Genomic DNA, 20,334 nt, shown 5'->3' on the forward strand with positions numbered 1-20,334 from the left:
TTATGGCCCGGACAGGAGATTGAGATGACCGCACCGTCAGCGAACCCAGCCCGGGCCAACGGCGTCGACGCACGCCGAACCCTGACGGTCGCGCGCCGCGTCATCCTCGCGGCCACGACCCTGTGCGTGCTGCTGACCGGCTGCACCGTGTCCGCCACCGGCCGCCCGGTGGCGGCAGCCAACCTCGGGCACTGGCAACCTCCGCGGATCCTCAACACGCGCCTGGACCACCTGCTGCTGAGCGCCGGCGACGTCGACGCCGTCGGGCAAACGACCAACATGGTGTTGCGCAGGCCCATCGTGGAGATGTCACACAGCGAAGACCAGGTTTCGGACCGCAATTGCCTGGACGCCTATTCGCCGGTCGAGGCCGCCGTCTACGGGGCCGGCACCTGGGTGGCGCTGGAAGGCCAGTTCCTCGATAACGCCCGGTCGCGGGACCCGCAGCGCAAGCACGCCCTGCTGCAGGCCGTCGTCAGGTTCGGTGACGCCGACTTGGCGCAGCGCTTCTTCAGCCAGGCCAAGCCCCGCTGGGCCGCCTGCGCCAACCGGCCGCTGACCGTCACCCAGCCCGGTGACGACCCGGTCAAGTGGACCTTGGGCCAGCTGGTCGCGACCGACACCACCCTGAGCCTCGTCCAGACCCTCGACCGTGGCCGCGGCTTTGCCTGCCAACGCGCCGTGGGAGTGCGGAACAACATCGTCATCGACACGCTGTGGTGCGGGTTCGACACCGGCAACCAGGCGGGCGATGTGGTCAACAAGATCGCGTCCGCGGTCGAAGTCTGATCAGAGCCGAAATCGCTTGCGGCGCAACACCAACACCGTGACCAACGCCAGCACGGCCAGCACCGGTGCCCACGGGATGAGGAACCCGGCCGCCACGACGGCGCCACGGACAACGGACAGCAACGAGTGCCACCCGCGTTCGAGCGCGCCGAGGAACCCGCCGCGTGTCACCGTGGGCTCGGCCGCGATGTGGACGTTGATCGTCGCGTAAGCAACCTGATCACCCAGCGCGGCGCGCTGTGCCCTCAACGAGTCCAGATCTGCCTGTCGCTGGGTCAGTGACGATTCCGCGGCCAGCAGGTCCGCGACATTGCCCGCCCGGCCCATCAGCTCCAGCAGCCGATTGACCGACGTCTGTAAAGCCTCGATGCGGGCGTCGAGGTCGACGCGCTGCGAAGTGACGTCGGTATGGCCGATCGACATGGAGTCGACGGCGCCAAGTTTCTTGGTGTCGGCAAGAACCCCGTCGAGTTTGTCCGCGGGAATGCGCAACACGAGATCCACCGTCGGCGAAGCCGATCCGGATCGCTCCGACCGCGAGTCCACCCGCCCGCCGGCAGCGGTGACCGCCGAAACGAGCCGGTCGGCCACCTGGGCGGGCTCGGCGACGACCATCTGCAGCGATCCCGTGGTGACGATGTCGCGTTTGAAGGTGCTGTCCTGCGGGGCCTGTGGCGGCGGTGGCGCCGCCGGTGCCGCGATCGTGTTCTCCTGAGCGCCGGGCCTCGCCCCGGGGACTGGCGCGGTCGTCTTGCCGCTCACTGCGCCGTCGTGCGTCGGGCTGGACAAGCCACCCCGGCTCAGCGACCCGACCCAGCCAACGCCGATGATCAACGCGCTGACCACCGCCACCGCAATCACGTTGCGCAGCTTGACCGTTCGCGCTTTTGAGTCTTCCGAGGACGCCTGGGCGGGCGGCGGGGGTTGGCTCGGCACGGTGCCCGCGGCGTAAGCGGGGGCCGACGGCATCGGCCCGGCGAAGGAGGCTCGCCCGGCCACGGCACCTTGGGGTGGCGGCGCGCCCACAAGCAGCATGTCGGCCTTGACCGGTGTCGGGCCCTGCTCCCAACCGGCCGGCGCCTCGACAGGTTGCATCACCCGGTGCCGCACCGGGCCGTCGGCAACTATCCGGCTGTCGACGGCGACGTAGGCCGTGAACCGGCACAGCACGCCAAAGCGTAAGGAGGTCTTGACGATTCGCCTCGCCAAGTCCGAGTTGGTTGCCGACGCGTAGCGGTCTTCGAGGTCGCGCAGGTGGGCCCTCGCCCACTGCGCGGTCACCGCGGGCACGTCGCGGCGCTGCCCGGCGACGGTCCGCGTCCAGTCCCCGCCGTCGCGAGAGGTGCCGCGCAGGGCGAGCGACCCGGTCGCACTCCCCCGATACCGCCCCGTCACCACCAGCGGCGCCCCCGGGAACAGGTCGGGAATCCGGGCCGGGCTCGCGGTGTCGTCGATGGTTTCCAGCCCCTCTGCACACAGTCGCAGCGAATATGCGAGCGGCGCACCGATGCGGCGATGGATGGCCTCCATCGCCTCGTCGAGGCGGTCCTCGCTTTCCACCAGCTCGCAACGGCCGCCGCCGGCAGTGGCGAGGCGTCCCAGGAATCCGGCGTTGACGGCCTGGTCAATCCCCACCGTGTGCACCCGCACCCGCTGCAGGCCGTCTGAAAGCTCGCGCAGTAGCTGGTCCTCGTTGCCGACCTGCCCGTCGGTGACGAGGACAACGATGGCATCGCGGGCCTCGCCGTTGCGCGAGGCGCCCAGCAGGGCGAGCGCCTGCCGTAACGGCGCGGCCATCTCGGTGCCGCCGCGTGCGTCGGCGCGGGCGAGATGTTCGATCGCGCGGTACCGGTTCCGGTCGGTCGCGGCGACCAACCCGTCGGGCAGACCGGCGGGGCGGTCGATCGTGTCGTCGAACGTCAGCACCGCGAACCGGTCGGCGCCGGTCAGTGTGTCGACGATGCGGGCCGCGGCGCGGCGGGCGGCCACCATCTTCCACCCGGCCATGCTGCCGGAGCGGTCGAGCACCAGCACCAGGTCCCGCGGGCACGGCGGCGCGCTTGAAGCCGGCGGCAGCACGGTGAGCTGATAGGTCCCCTCGTCACCTTCCGAATCCGGTACCAGCACAAGCGAATCGGTGAAGTCGCCGGCGCCGTAGCGCAGTCGCAGGACAAAGTCCCGGTTGGCCCGCTCGCCGGGCTGCACCCGTATCCGGCCGTCGGCGGTGGACACCGTGTGCAGGCTTGACCGAACCTCCGACAGCGAGAGACCCGCGGGGTCGATGCCGACCTCGATGGCCAGTGGAACCGGATGGGGGAAACCGGGCAGCAGCACGGGCGGGGTGATGCGCGACGCGTCGGGCACCGCGTCGGTGTCATCGGCGTGGCCGTCGCCGACCGCGGCATCCGCGAGGGCGTCGCCCGGAATGTAGCGCGGCGCAACCACAAGCGGGAAGCGGAACGTCGCCTCGCCGTCCTCGTAGGCCAGGGGGCTCACCAGCGTGAGCGCGATGCTGACCCGCTCCCCGGGCAGGATGTTGCCGACCCGCATGGTGAAAACGTCCGGCCGGTCCTCCTCGGCGATGGATGCCCGCCGACCCGACGCGATCGCCTCGTCGTAGGCCTCGCGAGCCGCTTCGCGCTCGCGCAGCTCGGCCTCGACGACCCGCCCGTCGGCGGTCATCTGCATCCGTGTGACCGCGCCCCGATCCGGCAGTGGAAAAACGTAGGTCGCCTCCAGCGGCACGTCGTAGGCGTTGACGAAGTCCTGACTCAGCTCCACGCGGCTGGTGAGTCCGGTGATCTGCGCCCGCACGTCGATGCATGCGAGCGGCAGATTTCCGCGCTCGGTGCGCAGAGCGCCCAGCCCCGCCTCGTCATCGGCGGCCGCGCGGGCCGCCGCCGCCTCGTCGCTCATCGATGTGATGGGGACGGTCATGATGGGCTCCGTTCATCGAGGGAAAGCAAGCCACGTTCGGCCAGCAGTTCGAGCAGCGGCCGCGCCGCCACATGGATCGCGTGGACGTCGTCTTCGTCGGGTCGACCGCTGCGATCGGACCGGGTAGGCAGGAGCAGCAGTGCCCCACCGGGCAGGCTCACCGCGGCCAGCTTGGTGACAGTGTCATCGCCGCCCCCGTTCGCCGAGGGTTGGGCGGCGGCTGGCGGTTCCGCCCAGAAGCGGCGTCGGCGATCGTGGCGCTGCGTCAGTCCGTCAGGCGGCGGCTCCGCGGCGAGCAGTTCGTCGGGAACGGCGGCGACTTCGCGCAGCGTTGCGTCGGCGGCCCCGGCAAGCTCGGCCTGGATGTCGGCGAGCGAGCGGCCCTCGGCCTGACGGCGTTTGACGGCCACGATCTGCAGCAGCTGCCGCGGGCCGTAGAGCGCCGTACGTCCGTGCATGGCAGGCCGGTCGACGAGCCCGCTCGTCGTGTACCACCGCACCACCCGCCGATCGGGCAGCTCTCGAACCCGGCCGTTGGGCGCCCCCGGATAAGCGGGGTCGGCGAGCCCCACGGCCACCCGCCGCACCAGCTCGTCCAGCGTCCAAGACGCCCCGTCGCTCACGCTTCGATACTGACACTGTCACGATGACACTGTCAATGTTTGGGCCTCCGACACGATCCGGAAAAGGCGCCCGCCGCCACGAGCCACGCATACGCTGCACGCGTGTCTCTTCTGGTGGCGGCCCCTCAGTCATTGGCGGCCGCCGCCGCGGATGTGGAGAGCATCGGTTCGGCGCTGACCGCGGCGCATCTGGCGGCCGCCCTTCCGACCGGCGGGATCGCGGCGGCCGCCGCCGATGAGGTGTCGCAGGCCGTGGCGGCGCTTTTCGCCTCCTACGGCCGGGAGTATCAGGCGCTCAGCACTCGGGCCAGCGCGTTCGGCCAACAGTTTCTGCAGGCCCTGAGCTCGGCGGCGGGTTCGTATGCGGCGGCCGAGCAGACGAACGGGTTGCTGCTGCAGGTGCAGCAGGATGTGCTCGCCGCCGTCAACCCACCCACCGAGGCGTTGTTGGGCCGTCCGCTGATCGGCACCGCAAGTGCCACAGGGACGGGCGTTTTGGACGCGGCGGCCAGCGACGCGAACCTGCTCGTCCAGCGCGAACTGGGCATCTACAACTTTCGCGACTGGCGCGGCTGGGCGGCCTTCCTGCTGGACTACACCTGGGGCTCACCGGGCACGGCGCTGGGCTACGGGGTGCAGATCGTCAACGCGTTCTATCCCAACTCCAACTACGATCCCGCGCTCAGCGCGCTTGTCGGTTCCCACGTGTACCGCGGCGGCATCGGGTTGCCGGGCTTTACCACCACGACGGGCAACGTCACCACCAACCTCGGGACAGGCCCGGGCGCCACCGACGTGATGGTCAATCACGAAGAGGTACACGTCTGGCAGAACAGGCTCTTCGGCCCGCTGTTCTCCACCAGCTACGCCGGCTGGCTGGTCGGCGGCTACGTCGTGGGGACTGGTTACTGGTTGCTCCACCCCGGCCAAGATTGGTTCAGCCTGGTCGAGACGGCCGCCTATTACGACAACCCGTGGGAAGTGTGGGCCTACGCCAACGACAACAACTGGCCGCCGCCGGGGGCAAACCCGGCCCTGCTGTGGCCGGCCTGGACGGACCCGGTGCTGCTGTGGCCGGCCCGGGCGAACCTGCTGGGCCCGCTGCTGTGAAGAGGGGTTGTTGCTGGCCGGGCGGTTATCTCGGTGGGCCCTCAACCCGCCGGCTCGCAGAATTGCAGGTAAAACTCATCTTTACTCGACCTTGACCGCTTGTTGAATCCCCTCCCCCACGATTGCCAACGTGACTACGCTTCATCGGGTGGAGCTGGAGGTTTTGGGGCCTCTGCGAGTCCGGCAGGCTGGCCTGCCGGTCGCGATTCCGGGCGCCAAGCCCCGCGCGATCCTCATCATGCTCGGGCTGCACGACGGTTCCGTGGTGTCGGCCGACTCGCTCGTCGAGCTGCTCTGGGGCGACGACCCGCCGCGCACCGCGGCCAAGGCCCTGCAAACCCACATCTCGTTGCTGCGCCGCACGCTCGGCGACGGCTTCGTCTTGACGCAGGGGGCCGGCTGGGCGCTGGCCGAGACCGAGGTTGACGCCGCGCGCTACAAAGCGGCCGCGCGGTCGGGCCGCGACGCCGCCGCCGCCGGGGACGACAGGCGGGCGGTGGTCTGCTTCGACGAGGCGCTTGCGCTGTGGCGCGGGATTCCCGAACTGCCCGGCGGCCGGCGGGGAACGCCGGAGAAGACGCGGTGGATCGAGGCCCATGCCGCGCTGGTGGAGGACCGGGCCGATGCGCTGCTCGCGACGGGCCGCGCCGCCGAGATCGTCGGCGAGCTCGAGGCCGCAGTGGCCGACGCGCCGCTGCGCGAAAGGCGTTGGGGCCAGCTGATGCTCGCGCTCTACCGGGCCGGCAGGCAGGGCGAGGCCCTAGGCGCCTATCAACGGGCGCGCGCGTTGCTCGCCGACGAACTGGGCGTCGACCCCGGGCCGAACCTTCGCCGGCTCGAGACTCTGATTGTCGCGCAGGATGTCGCGTTGGAAGTCCCTGCTACACAACGTGTTTCGCCGGTGACCCGCGCCGTGACCTTCCTGCTCACCGACATCGAAGGGTCGACGGCCGCGTGGGAGGCGGACGCCGGCGCCATGGCGGCGGCGCTCGCCCGCCACGACGAGCTCGTCGAACAGGTCGTCACCTCGCGCGGAGGGCGGTTGATCAAGACCCGCGGCGAGGGCGACGCCACGTTCTCCGTGTTCGATCGGCCGTCGGCGGCGGCCGCCGCGGCGATCGAACTGCAAGATGCGATTGACCATGAGCCGTGGGCGCTTTCGGAGCCGATGCGCGTCCGGGTGGCGTTGCACACCGGGGAGGCCGAGCTCCGCGACGGCGATTACTTCGGCCGGGCGGTCAACCGCGCCGCGCGCCTGCGGTCGCTGGCCACGGGTGGCCAGATCCTGTGCTCGGGCGCGACCGCCGAACTCGTCATCGACTCACTGCCGGACCACGTTGCGCTTGCCGACCTGGGAAAGCGCGAGCTGCGCAACCTCGCTCGCCCGGAGCACGTCTTCGAGCTCCGCCTGGATACCGCCGACGACCAGCCGCAGTCGGTCTCCCCCGATGCGCCGATGCAACGCCCGGCCCTGCCCGCCGTGCTTTCGGGACCCGGGCCGTTCGTCGGACGCGGGAACGAACTGCAGCGGCTCTTTTCCGCGTGGCAGACGGCGCTCGCCGGCGGCACCAACGCGATATTGATCGCCGGTGAACCGGGTGTCGGCAAGACGCGGCTGGCCGGCGAATGGTCCCTGCAGGCGTACGACCAAGGCGCCCTGGTGATTTACGGCCGCTGCGACGAGGACCTCGGCGCGCCGTACCAGCCGTTCGCGGAGGCGCTGCGCGCGCTCGTGCCCTGCCTCGGCGCCGGGGGGCTGCGCGGGCTGCGTGGCGTGGAAGCATTGCTCGCCCTGGTCCCCGGGCTGATCGACTTCCTGCCCGATCTTGCCCCGCCGACCCGCGCCGACCCGGACACCGAACGCTACGCGCTGTTCGACGCCGTCGTTGCCGTGCTGGTGGTCGCCTCGGCGAGCGCGCCCGTCGTGTTGATACTGGACGACCTGCACTGGGCCGCCAAGCCGACGCTGTTGTTGCTCCGGCACCTGCTGCGCTTCGGCGAGCAGGCGCGCGTGCAGATCATCGGCACCTACCGCAGCACCGATCTGGACCGCTCCCATCCCCTTGCCGCGATGCTCGCCGACCTGCACCGCGACGGCAGCGGCAATCGGATACAGCTCAGCGGTTTAGACGAGGACGACGTGACCGCCTACGTCGCCGAGGCCGGCTACCACGACGAAGAGCTGGCCCGCGCGTTGGCGTCGGTCACCGGCGGCAACCCGTTCTTCCTCATCGAGGCCTTGCGTCACGTCGATGAAAGCGGCGGCCGCTGGGATCAGAGCACCCTGCCGCAGGGCGTGCGCGAGGCCGTAACCCGCCGCCTCACAAGGCTTTTGCCCGAGACGAACAAGGCCCTGGCCGCGGCCGCGGTGGTCGGCAGCAGGTTCGACCTGGAACTGGTCGAACGCGTGGTCGGCGACGACCTGGTCGACGCGTTCGACGAGGCGTGCAAGGCCGGCATCGTCATCGAGGAGCCCGGCGGCCGCTACCGATTCAACCACGCCCTGGTCCGGCAGTCGCTGCTCGCCGAGCTGCCGTCGGTGCGGCGCATGCGGCTGCACCAGCGCATCGCCACCACGCTGGAGAGCCAGCCCGGCGCCGATGACGAGCTGCTGGCCGAGTTGGCCCATCATTACTTCGAATGCGCGTGGGCGGGAAACGCGGCCAAGGCGGTCGAGTACTGCCGCCGCGCCGCCGACCAGGCGATGACACGACTCGCCTACGAGGGTGCCGCCGACCTCTACGACCATGCCCTGCACGCGCTGGAAGAGATCGACGACGAGCTGCCCGACCGCGACGACCAGGCCGCCGAGCTGCTGGTCGCACGGTGTGAGGCCCTGCTCGCCGCCGGCGACGTGGCCGCGGCCGCCGGTGCGGTCTCGCAATTGCAAGGAACCACAGTCGATTCGGCGCGGCTGGCGGCATGGGCCACGTGCTTCGACGGACAGCTGTCGATGCTGATCCACCCTGAGCGGTTGGACGAGGCCGAAGCCGCGCTGAGCGCGGCGGCTGCGAAGCTGGCCGAATTGGACGATGCCGCAGGCGAAGCCAAGGCCCACACCGTCCGCGCAGGGTGCCTCGCCCGACTCGGACGGATCGGCGACTGCGAGGTCGCGCTGGACGACGCCCTGACCGCGGCCCGGCGCGCGCGCGAACACCGACGGGTGAACAACGTGCTGGCCAACGCTCCCCTCGCGGCGCTGTGGGGACCCAATCCGGTTCCGCGCGCCGGCGGTCGGTGCCTTGACGTGGTGCGGCTGCTGCGAATCACCACCGATTCGCCCGCGGTCGAGGCGACATCGACACGATGCCAGGCCGTGCTGGAGGCGTTCCGCGGCCGCGCCGCGGCCGCCCGGCGGATGATCGACTCGGCCCGGCGCACCGTCACCGAGCTCGGCCTGCGTCACGCCCTGCTCGAGGTCGAGCAGTTCGCCGGCATCGTCGAGCTGGTCGTCGATGAACCCGCCGCGGCCGAGCCGCATCTGCGCAAGGCTTACAACGGATTTCGACGCATGGGCCTCGACGCCGACACCGCCGAGACCGCCGCGCTGCTGGGCCGTGCGTGCCTGGCGCTCGACCGGAATGCCGAGGCCGACGAATTGTGCGCCGAGAGCGAGTGTCTCGCCGGACACGCGCTCAAGCCGTCGATCGCCTGGCGCACGCTGCGGGCGCAGCTGCTGTCGCGTGCTGGCGATCACGGCACGGCTCGGCGGGTCGCCGAGGACGCCGTCAGCCTGGCCGAACGCACGGACGCCTTGGTTGACCACGGCGACGCATGTGCCACGCTGGCAACGGTTCTGGGAGCCGCCGGTGATGTCGCCGGAGCGCGGGCCGCAGCCGAGCGGGCGGTCGGTTTGTACGAGCGAAAAGGCGCTGCGGCACTTGCGGAAAGGGCGCGCAGCAATCTCGGTAAGCGCGCCGCGCCTTCCGCCGCGACGGCCCCTGAAGCCCCCGCCGTGGAACTCGACAACGCATGCGTGCGGACGGGTGAGCGCGTTCTCGCTGCGATTAATCGCCAGGATTGGGACGAAATCGAACAGCTGTTTTCAGTCCACGCACTTATCGAGAGTCGCCGGAAGATAGTCGGATTCACGCAGACCGACTTGTCATCGGACTGGGTGCGAGCGAACAGGCCCATTGTCGAGGCGGGCGACATGCGGATGAACCAAGTGGTGATCGCGGTGCGGGGCGAGCGCCTGGCTCTCTCTCGACTGAAGGTGGGCGGCGCCGATGTAAGCCCCGGAGCGCCGTATGACGAATTCCTGAGCCTGTACGGCATCGACGAGGAAGGTCGAGCAGCGCTGCAGGTGTGGTTCGACCTCGACGACATCGACGCCGCGCTCGCCGAACTCGACGCGCAGCAAGCTCGATTCGAGCAACAGCACCCACCCGCGCATCGGCTGGAGAACGCCGCGACTCGTACCGATGACCGAGCGTTCGCACTGTTTGTCGAGAGCCGTTGGGATGAACTCTCCGCGCTCTATGCCGACAACATGCGACATGAAGACCGGCGGCAAGGACTGCGCCGCTTAGGCACCGGCCGGGCCACACAGATGAGCAACGTCCGCGCGATTGCGGCGTCAGGGGACGTCAAAATTGCGATGACGCCTCTTGCCCTGAGGGGTGACCGTCTCAGCCTCAGCCACATGAGATTCGAGCTACGCGACCCACAACCCGACGCGTTCAAAGTCGACATACTGCAGATTACCGAGGTCGACGACGGCGGGGTGATGGTCGCACAAACCCTGTTCGACATCGACGACTTCGACGCTGCCATTGCCGAACTCGACGCGCGTTACCTCGCCGGCGAAGCTGCCGCGGACGAGCAAACGTGGTCAATCATCGCGGGTAGTTATGCGGCGCTCAACCGGCGCGAGCCGCCGCTGACCACGCCGGACTGTGTGAACCTCGATCACCGGCAGGAGACAGGGTTCGGGCCGGGTGATTTGAACGCATACATTCGTGCCGGCTTGGACCTCGACCCAGACATCAAAATCTACGTCGAGAAGGTGCACCGGCTGAACGGCCCCGGAGCAGTCATCACTTACGCGGCACGCGAGACCACGCAAGGTGGCTTCAACGCGGAGTGGCGAGGGATCGCTGTGTTCACGGTCGACCGCGACCTGATCAACCGCTGCGAGGTATTCGATGAGGCCGACATCGACGCCGCTATGGCTCGGTTCGATCTACTGAGCCGTCCGGCGCGACGGCTGGAAAACGCAGCGAGCCAAGTCACTGAACGCTTGCTGACGTGTTTTACAACCCGCGACTGGGACCTGTTCGCCAGAACTTTGGCCGGCAATATTTCAACCGACGATCGTCGTAGGGTCGTGAATGCCGGCGTCCGGCAGGACCGCGATGCTGAACTCAAAGATTTCCGGTCGGCCGCGGACCTAGGGGTCGCGAACGCGACATCAGATGTCATTGCGACCCGTGGGGAGCGACTTGTCCTCACAAGTCTGCGATTATCGCGTAGCGAAGGGGAAGACGAGGGCTTCCACGTCGACCTGTTGTGGCTAATCGAGATCGACGCCGACAAAAAGATCGCGGCCTGGGTCACATTCGACCTCGACGACTTCGGGGCCGCAATCACCGAACTTGATGCCCGATACCTCGCTGGCGAAGCAGCCGCCCATTCTCACATCTGGGCCGCCGCGCTCGAGGCCTACGCCGCAATCAACCGGCGCGAACTCCCCGCCCTGACACCGAACTTCGCCAGCATCGACCATCGGCGAGGTACAGCTTTCGCACCAGGTGAGTTAATCGAATATCTCCGTGCCGGCTGGGATCTCGACCAAGGCATGCATTTCTACATCGAGGCCGTGCATCGGCTGAGTGATCTCGGACTAGTCGTCACACACACTGGACGCGGGACCTCACGCGAGGGCTTCGATGCCGAGTGGCGAGAGGTTGCGCTTTTAACCGCCAGCGGTGACGCGGGCAGCCGCTACGAGGTATTCGAGGAGGCAGACCTCGACGCCGCGATCGCGAGGTTCGATCAACTGAGCCGGCCGGCGCCACGGCTGAAAAACGCGGCCAGCCAAGTGGCAGAGTGTTTTCTGGCGCACTTCTCGACAGGCGACTGGGACGCGATGGCCAAGCTACTGGCCGACATCTACAACCTCGATGATCGCCGTCGGGTGGTGGGAGCGGGAGTCCGGCATGGTCGAGAAGCCCAGATCGTGGACTTGCGGGCTATCGCCGAAGTGTGGATCACGAATGTTACGCCGACCGTCATAGCAATCCGTGGGGAGCGCCTTGTCCTCATGCGTGTTCGCCATTCGGACAACGATCAACAGTCCGACGCGTTCCACACCGATGCGCTGGTCGTCGGCGAGATCAACGACGACGAGCTGATCGTCGCGGCAATATCATTCGACCTCGACGACATTGACGCCGCCTTCGAGGAACTCGATGCGCGATACCTCGCCGGCGAAGCGGCCGCCCACGCGCGCACGTGGTCGGTGATCAGGGATGGCTACGCCGCGCTTAACCGACACGAACTTCCCCCGACCGCTGCGACCGGAGCGAGTATCGACCACCGGCGAGGGCGAGCATTCGCGCCCGGTGATTTAGCCCCGTATATCCGCGCGACGTGGGACTTGACGCCGAACGCCAGAATTTACGTCGAGGCCGTGCACCGGCTGAGCAACCTGGGAGCCGTCGTCACCCACGCATCGCATGGCGCTTCAACACAGGGCTTCGACGCCGAGTGGCGCGAGGTCACACTCGTAACAGTCGACGGCGCAGTGATCAACCGGGGCGAAATGTTCGACGAGGAAGATGTCGACGCCGCGATCGCGAGGTTCGATCAATTGAGCCGGCCGGCGCCACGGCTCGAAAATGCGGCAACGCGCGTATTCGAGCGCTACCAGTCGCATCTCGCAGCCCGTGACTGGGAGGCCATCGCTGCCACGGTGGGCGACCACTCCTACACCGACGATCGCCGGCGGGTGGTGAACGCCGGAATCCGGCATGCTCCAGATGCAGTCGACGATTTGCGTGCGCTCACGGACGTCGGCTTCAGGTTAACGATGGTGGGCGTCGTGGCGACCCGCGGCGAGCGCCTCGCCCTTACGCACGTCCGCGGATCCGGCCAAGGCCCCGGAGCGATCGAAAACGAGGCGCTCAACGTCGTCGAGATCGACGCCGACGAGCGGTTCGCGGCGGTCGTCGTTTTTGATCTCGAGGACTTCGACGCCGCCATCGCCGAACTCGACGCGCGCTACCTCAATGGCGAAGCTGCCCCGCACGCACGCGTTTGGTCCGTCATTACGCGGGCCTACGCCGCGCTCAATCGGCGCGAACTGCCTCCTACGACGCCAGATTGGGTGAACATCGACCACCGCCGAGGCACCTCGTTTGGCTTCGGTGAAATGCCCGCGTTACTCGATGCCGCATGGAATTTCACCACCGATCTGAGCCACTCCATCACAGCTGTGCATCGGCTGAATGATCTTGGAGCGGTAATTACCAACACGTCGCACGAGACGTCACAAGAGGGCTTCGACGCCGAATGGCGGGTGATCACCGTCGGGATGGTGGAAGGTGGATTGCTCAACCGCTGCGAGATATTCGACGCGGCAGACTTAGATGCCGCTCTCGCGCGCTTCGAAGAATTGAGCTCGCAGATAAGGCGCTTAGAAAACGCGGCGAGCCAGGCCTACGAGCGCTTCCGGACGTACTTCGCCGCGCGCGACTGGGTCGCGATGTCGGAACTGCTGACCTCAGACACGTCTGTCGACGACCATCGACGAGTCGTCAATGCGGAAATCCGACGCGGTCGGGATGTCGAGATAGCGAACATGCGGGCCTTCGCCGACATTGGGGCGAGGAGAAGTGTTGCGACGGTCCTCGCGACTCGAGGCGAACGCCTTGTCCTGTGCCGGACGTGTGTCTCGGGCGAGGACAACCAGGCTGGCGAGTTCCGCATCGAAATGCTCGTTATCGTCGAAACCTCTGCCGACAAGCGGATCCTGGCACGCGTGGCTTACGACCCAGACGACATCGACGCCGCCTTCGCGGAACTCGACGCGCGGTACCTCGCCGGCGAAGCCGCCGCCCACGCGCATACATGGTCGATTGTTTCGGCGGCTTATGCCGCGATGAACCGGCACGAGCTTTTTGCAACGACGCCGGATTGGGCAAACGTCGATCACCGACGGCCCACGATAATTGAGGAGGGCGGGCTGAATGCATCCCTCCTGTCGCTGTGGAAGCTGGTGCCCGACATCACCTTCCGCATCATCGCCGTGCATCGATTGACGGATCTCGGAGCTGTCTGCACCCACACGGCGGATGGTGTCTCGGAAGACGGCTACGGTGCCGAGTGGCACGGAATCGAAGTCATGACTGTCGAACGCGATCTCATCAACCGCTGTGAGATTTTCGACGAAGCGGACCTCGACACCGCCATCGCGCGGTTCGAGGAGCTGCACCCACCAATACCACCTTTGGAGAACACGGCAAGCCAAGTCGGCGAGTGCTTTCTGGCGCACTTCGCGGTCCGTAACTGGGAAGCTATGGAGTCATTACTCGCCGCCGACGTGTGCACATACGATCGTCGTCGGGTCGTAAACGACGGTATCCGACGCGGTCGAGATGTCGAGATGGTGAACTGGCGAGCCACGGCTGAAGTCTGGCTCCGACAGGTGAAGTCGACGGTAATTGCCACCCGCGGAACCTATCTTGCACTTTTCACTATGGTTTTCACGGCAAAAGGCCAGCCACCTGCAGCCTTCTCCGCTGAGGCGCTCGTCATCATCGAGGTTAACGACGAGGGGCGAATCGCGACGAGTGTCGTGTTCGACATCGACGACAACGACGCTGCATTCGAGGAGCTTGATCGTCGATACCTCGCCGCCGAAGCGGCACCGCATACACGCGTCTGGCAAAGCACCTTGGACATCGTGCGCGAGCTCAACCGCCACGAATCGGGTCCGATGATCAAGCGACTGGCCTACACCGATCATCGGCGAGTCCCGTTCGCAGACGGGGACTATGGGCGTGCGGTCGAGGAGCTGTGGCTTCTCGTTCCTGATGCGCGCTACTGGGTGCGGGCTGTACACGCTCTGGACGCCCGCGGCGTCGTTGCCAGCCTGGTCATCGAAGGCACCGACACGCATGGGAATGAATTGCAATGGGGCCGCGCTTTTTTCCTCGATCCCGACGAGCCGCGATTGGAGATCTACGAAGACAGCGATGTCGACGCCGCCATCGCCCGATTCGAGGAGCCGCAACGGCAGGAACCACTACTTGAAAACACGGCAAGCCAGATCGGCGAGCGCTTTCTGGCGCGTTTCGCAGCGGCTGACTGGGACGCCATGGCTGAGCTACTGGCCGACGACTTCTCCAACGACGATCGGCGTCGGGTGGTAGGCGTAGGAGTCCGAAATGGTCGAGGCGCCCAGATGGCGGACATGCGGACGATCGCCGACCTCTTCAGCACGACGGTGACGACGACCACGATCGCGATCCGAGGGGCAAACCTTGCCCTGATGCATCTCCGCTTCTCCGCGCGCGATCACGCGTCTGATGCATTTGTTCTCGAAACGGTCTGCGTCCTTGAAATTAACTCCGACCAGCGAATCTTCGCAGCGGTCTTCTTCGACGTCGACGGCCTTGATGCAGCCTTCGAGGAACTCGATCGTCGATACCTCGCCGGCGAAGCGGCCCCGTATGCGCGCGTGTGGAAATCCGGAATGGACACGGTCGCGGAGCTAAACCGCCATGAGCCGGGACCCAGGATGAGGCAACTCACGTACGTCGATCATCGACGGGTCCCCTTCGCATCGGGCGAGGACTTCGGCCGAGGGGTCGAGGAGCTGTGGGAGCTCGTGCCTGACGCTCACTATCGGGTGACATGTGCGCACGCTCTCGACAGCCGCGGCACTGTTGTCACGTTCGTTATCGAAGGCACCGATAAGCATGGCAACAAATTGCAATGGCGTCGCATCCTTCTCTTCGACTCCGAAGCGCCGCGCTTGGAGGTGTACGAGGAAGAGGACCTCGACGCCGCGCTCGCAAGATTTGAGGAGCTGCGACCAGAGTCGCGGCGGCTTGAAAACGCGGCGACCCGAGTAGACGAACGCTTTTGGAATTGCTACGCGGCCCGCGACTGGGATGCCATGGCAGAGATCCTCACCGATGACCTCTGCACAGACGATCGGCGTCGAGTCGTCAACGCCGGCCTCCGACACGGTCGGGACGACCACATCGCGGAAATGCGAGCCGTCGCCGAAATGAGCACTCAGGGCATCGGGTCAACCGTCCTCGCCACTCGCGGGGAACGCCTCGCCCTCACTCATGTTCGCGTGATCACCCACGGATTGCGGCCGGAAGAGGTCAGCGCCGATGTGCTCAACATCGTCGAGATTGGAGCTGGCAATCGCATTGTGGCGCGGATCGGGTTCGATATCGACGACATCGACGCCGCGTTCGAAGAACTCGACGCCCGGTACCTCGCGGGTGAAGCAGCTGCTTACTCGCAGACGTGGACGGCCATGACGCAGGTCCAAACCGTGTACAACCGGCATGAATTCCCTCGGACGACGAAGGACTGCGTCAACATCGATCATCGCCGTGGCAGAGCGTTCTCGCCCGACGACGTGATCCCTTTTCTACGCGCCAGCTTTGACGTCGTCCCCAACCTCAAGGGTCACATCGAAGCTGTGCATCGGCTGAGCAACTCCGGGGCGGTCGTCACAGAGGTGATGACTGGCACCTCACAGGAGGGCTTCGATGCCGAGTGGCGCGAGATCGGCCTTTTCGCATTTGACGGCGATCTGGTCTGCCGATTCGAGCTTTTCGACGAGACGGACCTCGATGCCGCGCTCGCCCGTTTTGAGGAACTGCGCCGGCAGGCGGCGCGGCTCAAGAACGCGGCAAGCCAAGTGAACGAACACTTTTTCAGCTGCTATGCGGCTCGCGACTGGGCCGCGATGGCCCAGTTACTCGCCGACGACATCTCAACGGACGATCGCCGTGAGGTCGTAAACGCCGGGGTCCTACACGGTCGAGGTGTCCATATCGAGAACATGCGAGCGGTCGCCGAGTTCGGAGCGAATATGACGGTTGTTGTGATCGCAACGCGCGGGGCGCGCCTAGCCCTAACTCGTATCTGTTCGGCGAACGTCGACCTGGGCGCCGGAGAATTCCTCAGCGAGCTGCTCTACATCCTCGAGATCGACGCTGACCACCGAATTACGGCGGGCGTCTTCCTCGACGCCAACGACATTGACGCCGCCTTCGAGGAACTCGACGCGCGGTACCGCTCCGGCGAAGCGGCGGCCCACGCGCATACCTGGTCGGTGATTTCAGGGGCCTATCCCAGCGTAAATCGGCACGAACTTCCCGCGCCGACGACCCAGGCTCCGGTTTACATCGATCATCGACCGCTCGTCTCGGTCGAGGGGGTCGATCTCGCCGCATCTGTTCGTGCCATGTTGGACCTCACTTCGGAGGTCTGCGTCTATATCGAAGCTGTGCACCGGCTGACCGAACTCGGAGCCGTCGTCACACAGGTGGTTAAGGGGACCTGGCAAGAGGGCTCTGACGCGGAGTTGCGGATGATCGCCCTGTTCACCGTCGAGGGCGACTTCCTCGGCCGCTGCGAGATCTTCGACGAGCGGGACCTGGACGCCGCACTCACCCGCTTTGACGGATTGCAGCCACCAAACCGCCGATTGGACAATTCCGCAAGCCGACTGGCCGAAATCTTCTTCGCGTGTGTCGAGTCTCACGAGTGGGACGCGATGGCCGAGATCGTCGCGGACAACAGTTTCTTCGCGGACCGCCGGCACGTGGTAAATCTCGGGGTATGGCACGGTCGCGACCTCGCGATCGCAAACATGCGAGTCCTCCACGAGATTGAGGCGAGCGTGACGTTGACCGTCATCGCGACCCGCGGCGAGCGCCTCGCACTCACCCGTGTCTATTCCTTGAATCGCGATCTTCGGCACGGCGAGTTCGACGTCGAGCTGCTCAGTATCGTCGAGGCAGACGCTGACAACCGGATCGCGACGCTAATAACATTCGATCCCAACGACATTGACGCTGCGTTCGCGGAACTCGATGCCCGGTACCTCGAGGGCGAAGCGGCCGCTCACGCGCACACGTGGTCCGTCCTGATGCGAGCATTCGCTGCGCTCAATCGGCATGAGGTCCCCGCAATAACGTCGGACTGGGTCCGGGTCGATCATCGGTCCCTCGCACCGTTCGAGGCGGGAGATTGGGCCGCATTTCTCCATGCGACGTGGGACGTCACGCCGAACCTGACCACCTACATCGAGGTTGTGCATCGACTGAGCGACCTCGGGGCGGTCGTCACGCACGTTTCGCATGGGAGCTCGCAAGACGGGATGGACGCCGAGTGGCGGATAGTCGATATCTTCACTGTCGACGGCGAGCTCATCAGTGGCGCCGAGTTATTCGACGAAGCAGACCTCGACACCGCGCTTGCGCGTTTCGACGAGCTCGATCGACGGCCCATGCAAGAGAACGCCGCGACGCGAATCTGGTCGCGGCTGGCCGACGCGTTCAACCGCCGCGACTTGGACGGGTTCTTCGCCCTCACGACTGCTAACCTGCGCTATGAGGACCGGCGAAAAGGCCTGCGGGACGAATTCGAAGGCCCCGCAAGGCGAAAGAACATGCAGGCGATGTTCGAGGCCACGCCCAGCGGCTCCCGATTGACGGTGGAAACCATCGCAATCAGGGGCCAGCGTTTCTCGCTGACCCGCGCGCATTACGGCGACCCCGACGACGCCGGTGCACCGATCGTCGAGATGTTGCAGGTCACGGAAGTCAGTCGGGACGGCCTCCTGCACGCATGCGTGAGCTTCGATCCCGACGACATGAACGACGCGTTCGCTGAACTCACGGCTCGTTGGATCGCATCCGGAGAGGTCACGCATCCCCTGGTCGTTGAGGAAATTCGCCGGCTGAACGAGATCATTAACCTTCATGACCGGGATGCGTTCGCCACCAGCATCGCCGGCGCCACGTTCGTCAACCACCGGCAACTGTCCGGTCCAGGAGCCCAGGCGATCGCCGACCACATTTCATCGATCGAGATGCTGGCGGCGCTCGTGCCCGACTATTGGATCGAACTCGCCGAGGTTCTTGCGCAGTCGGCGACGGGCCTTGTCGACTACGAGGTCTTGAGGGGCACCTCGAAAGATGGCGTGGCGATCGAGATTCCGCTTGTCGTGCTCATCCTGCTCGATGACGGTCGCGTGACGCGTGTGGAGGCCTTCGACGCAAACCAGCGCGACTTGGCCTTGGCCAGGTTCGAGGAACTCAGCGTCGAGTCTCAGCAGAAGTGACCGTCAAAAGACTAGCCGAGATCATGCCGGCGCCAGTCTTTCCGAACGGGCTGAATTCAAACGTATTCGGCTGCGGCGGGTCGCCTTATGAATACTGTTACCGCGGGATACCGTGGTGCCGTGCCAAATTGGTGCGGGTGCTCAGCGCCACCGTCTGTTTCACGCCGTCATGTTCTCAAATACGTTGCGGCCGCCCCACTTGTGCTGGGTTTGGGCACCGCCGCATCAGGGCTGATCCAACCCCCGAGCGCGGCGGCGGATCCGGCTTTGGTTGCGGCGGTCGAAACACCTGGGCAAGAGCTCAATATCATCAGTCGCGCGCAGTGGGGCGCCGACGAGTCAATCCGCAGGCGAGCACCGGTGTACGACAACGGAATCAAGGCAGCCGTCGTGCACCACACCGCCGGCGTAAATGATTACGCGCAGCAGGATTCGGCGGCAATTGTCCGGTCGATCTACGGCTACCACACCCGCACCCTGGGTTGGCCGGACATCGCCTACAACGCCCTGGTCGACAAATACGGTCAGGTATTCGAAGGCCGATTCGGCGGCATGACGAGACCAGTTCAGGGCACCCACACTGGCGGGTTCAACCGCAACACGTGGGCTGTGTGCATGATCGGCGAGTTCGACGCGGTGGGCCCCACGCCGGCTCAGGTGCACACCGTCGGGCGCCTGCTCGGGTGGCGGCTGTCCATGGATGGCATCGACCCGCACGGCAGTGTCGCGTTGACGTCGGACGGCGGCCCCTACACCCGTTTCCCACAAGGCGCCGCCGTGAACCTGCCCTGCGTTTTTGCCCACCGCGACGTCAGTGACACCGATTGCCCCGGCCACCTCGGATATGCCTTGATGAACCAGATTCGCGACATTGCCGCGCGGTTCAACAGTCACCCCAGCGCCCAGGATCTGGCGCAGTCGCTGCAAGGCACTGCCATCTATGACCGGTGGCAGGCGATGGGCGGCATGAACAGCACACTCGGCGCACCGACCTCGCCGGAATCACAAGGGGAGGGAGCCACGCGATACGTCATCTTCGAGAAAGGAGCTATCTACTGGTCACCGGCCAGCGGGGCCCAGCCCGTCACCGGCGCCATCTACGCCGCGTGGGGCACCCTGGGCTACGAACACAGTGCACTGGGATTGCCGACGAGCGCCGAAATCGACGAGCCCGAGTGGGCCGTCCAGAATTTCCAACACGGCACCCTGAACTTTAATCGTGCCAGCCGGTCAGTCGTAAGCGTGATCGACGGTGCCGCTGAACTGGTGCCGCCGTCAGCAGGCGGGCCACCTGTCCAGCTAGAGCGGTTTTCACCGGCGCGCAATCGAGTTTGACCGGGAAGAGGTTCGCCTCTCCGAGCACACATTCAGGGTAGTGAAGCGCGCGGCGGGTATTCCTGATCGACCTCTTCACGAGCGAAGGTGTCCTGGTCAACCGTCGTGCAATGTTCGACGAGACCGACCGGGACGCCAATGGCCCGACAGCGGGCGGGTGGAGGTGTAGCCCATCGCGATTTGGGGCTCCCGCGGCTGTTGTCCGGCCAATGCGGC

At 66.3% G+C, this 20,334-nt stretch carries 5 protein-coding genes and 1 pseudogene; 4 read left to right on the forward strand and 2 right to left on the reverse strand.

Annotated features, from left to right (window positions below; all coding sequences use genetic code 11):
* The first annotated feature begins 24 nt into the window (after nucleotides 1-24).
* Nucleotides 25-789: a sensor domain-containing protein gene (locus A5705_RS03270; RefSeq protein WP_067873885.1), complete on the forward strand. Its 765-nt coding sequence runs from the start codon at nucleotides 25-27 to the stop codon at nucleotides 787-789.
* On the opposite strand, the gene A5705_RS03275 is transcribed toward A5705_RS03270, so the two are convergent.
* On the reverse strand, nucleotides 790-3,726 hold the full coding sequence (locus tag A5705_RS03275; protein ID WP_068275367.1) for a DUF4349 domain-containing protein: 2,937 nt from the start codon (nucleotides 3,724-3,726) through the stop codon (nucleotides 790-792).
* Complete coding sequence (locus A5705_RS03280) at nucleotides 3,723-4,349, reverse strand: MerR family transcriptional regulator (protein ID WP_068275370.1); 627 nt, start codon at nucleotides 4,347-4,349, stop codon at nucleotides 3,723-3,725. Before A5705_RS03280 ends, A5705_RS03275 begins: the two co-directional genes overlap by 4 nt.
* A gap of 102 nt (nucleotides 4,350-4,451) precedes the next feature.
* Here A5705_RS03280 and A5705_RS29115 point away from each other — a divergent pair.
* From A5705_RS29115 to A5705_RS03295, 3 genes and pseudogenes are all read left to right on the forward strand, one after another.
* A pseudogene (locus A5705_RS29115) lies at nucleotides 4,452-4,838 on the forward strand (PE family protein); the annotation flags it as partial.
* Nucleotides 4,839-5,607: 769 nt separating this feature from the next.
* Entirely contained in the window at nucleotides 5,608-18,783 is a 13,176-nt protein-coding gene (locus A5705_RS03290) for a BTAD domain-containing putative transcriptional regulator (RefSeq protein WP_068275373.1), read from the forward strand.
* Nucleotides 18,784-18,870: 87 nt separating this feature from the next.
* A complete protein-coding gene (locus tag A5705_RS03295; RefSeq protein WP_082956270.1) occupies nucleotides 18,871-20,118 on the forward strand; it encodes an N-acetylmuramoyl-L-alanine amidase in 1,248 nt (415 codons plus the stop codon).
* Nucleotides 20,119-20,334: the final 216 nt, after the last annotated feature.

This window comes from Mycobacterium sp. E787 (assembly GCF_001668725.1).
Classification (GTDB): domain Bacteria; phylum Actinomycetota; class Actinomycetes; order Mycobacteriales; family Mycobacteriaceae; genus Mycobacterium.

What these genes read in the sequence shown, in the direction of transcription:
- A5705_RS03270 (WP_067873885.1), top strand. Translation starts at nt 25, where the DNA reads ATGACCGCACCGTCAGCGAACCCAGCCCGGGCCAACGGCGTCGACGCA.
- A5705_RS03275 (WP_068275367.1), bottom strand. Translation starts at nt 3,726, where the DNA reads ATGACCGTCCCCATCACATCGATGAGCGACGAGGCGGCGGCGGCCCGC.
- A5705_RS03295 (WP_082956270.1), top strand. Translation starts at nt 18,871, where the DNA reads ATGAATACTGTTACCGCGGGATACCGTGGTGCCGTGCCAAATTGGTGC.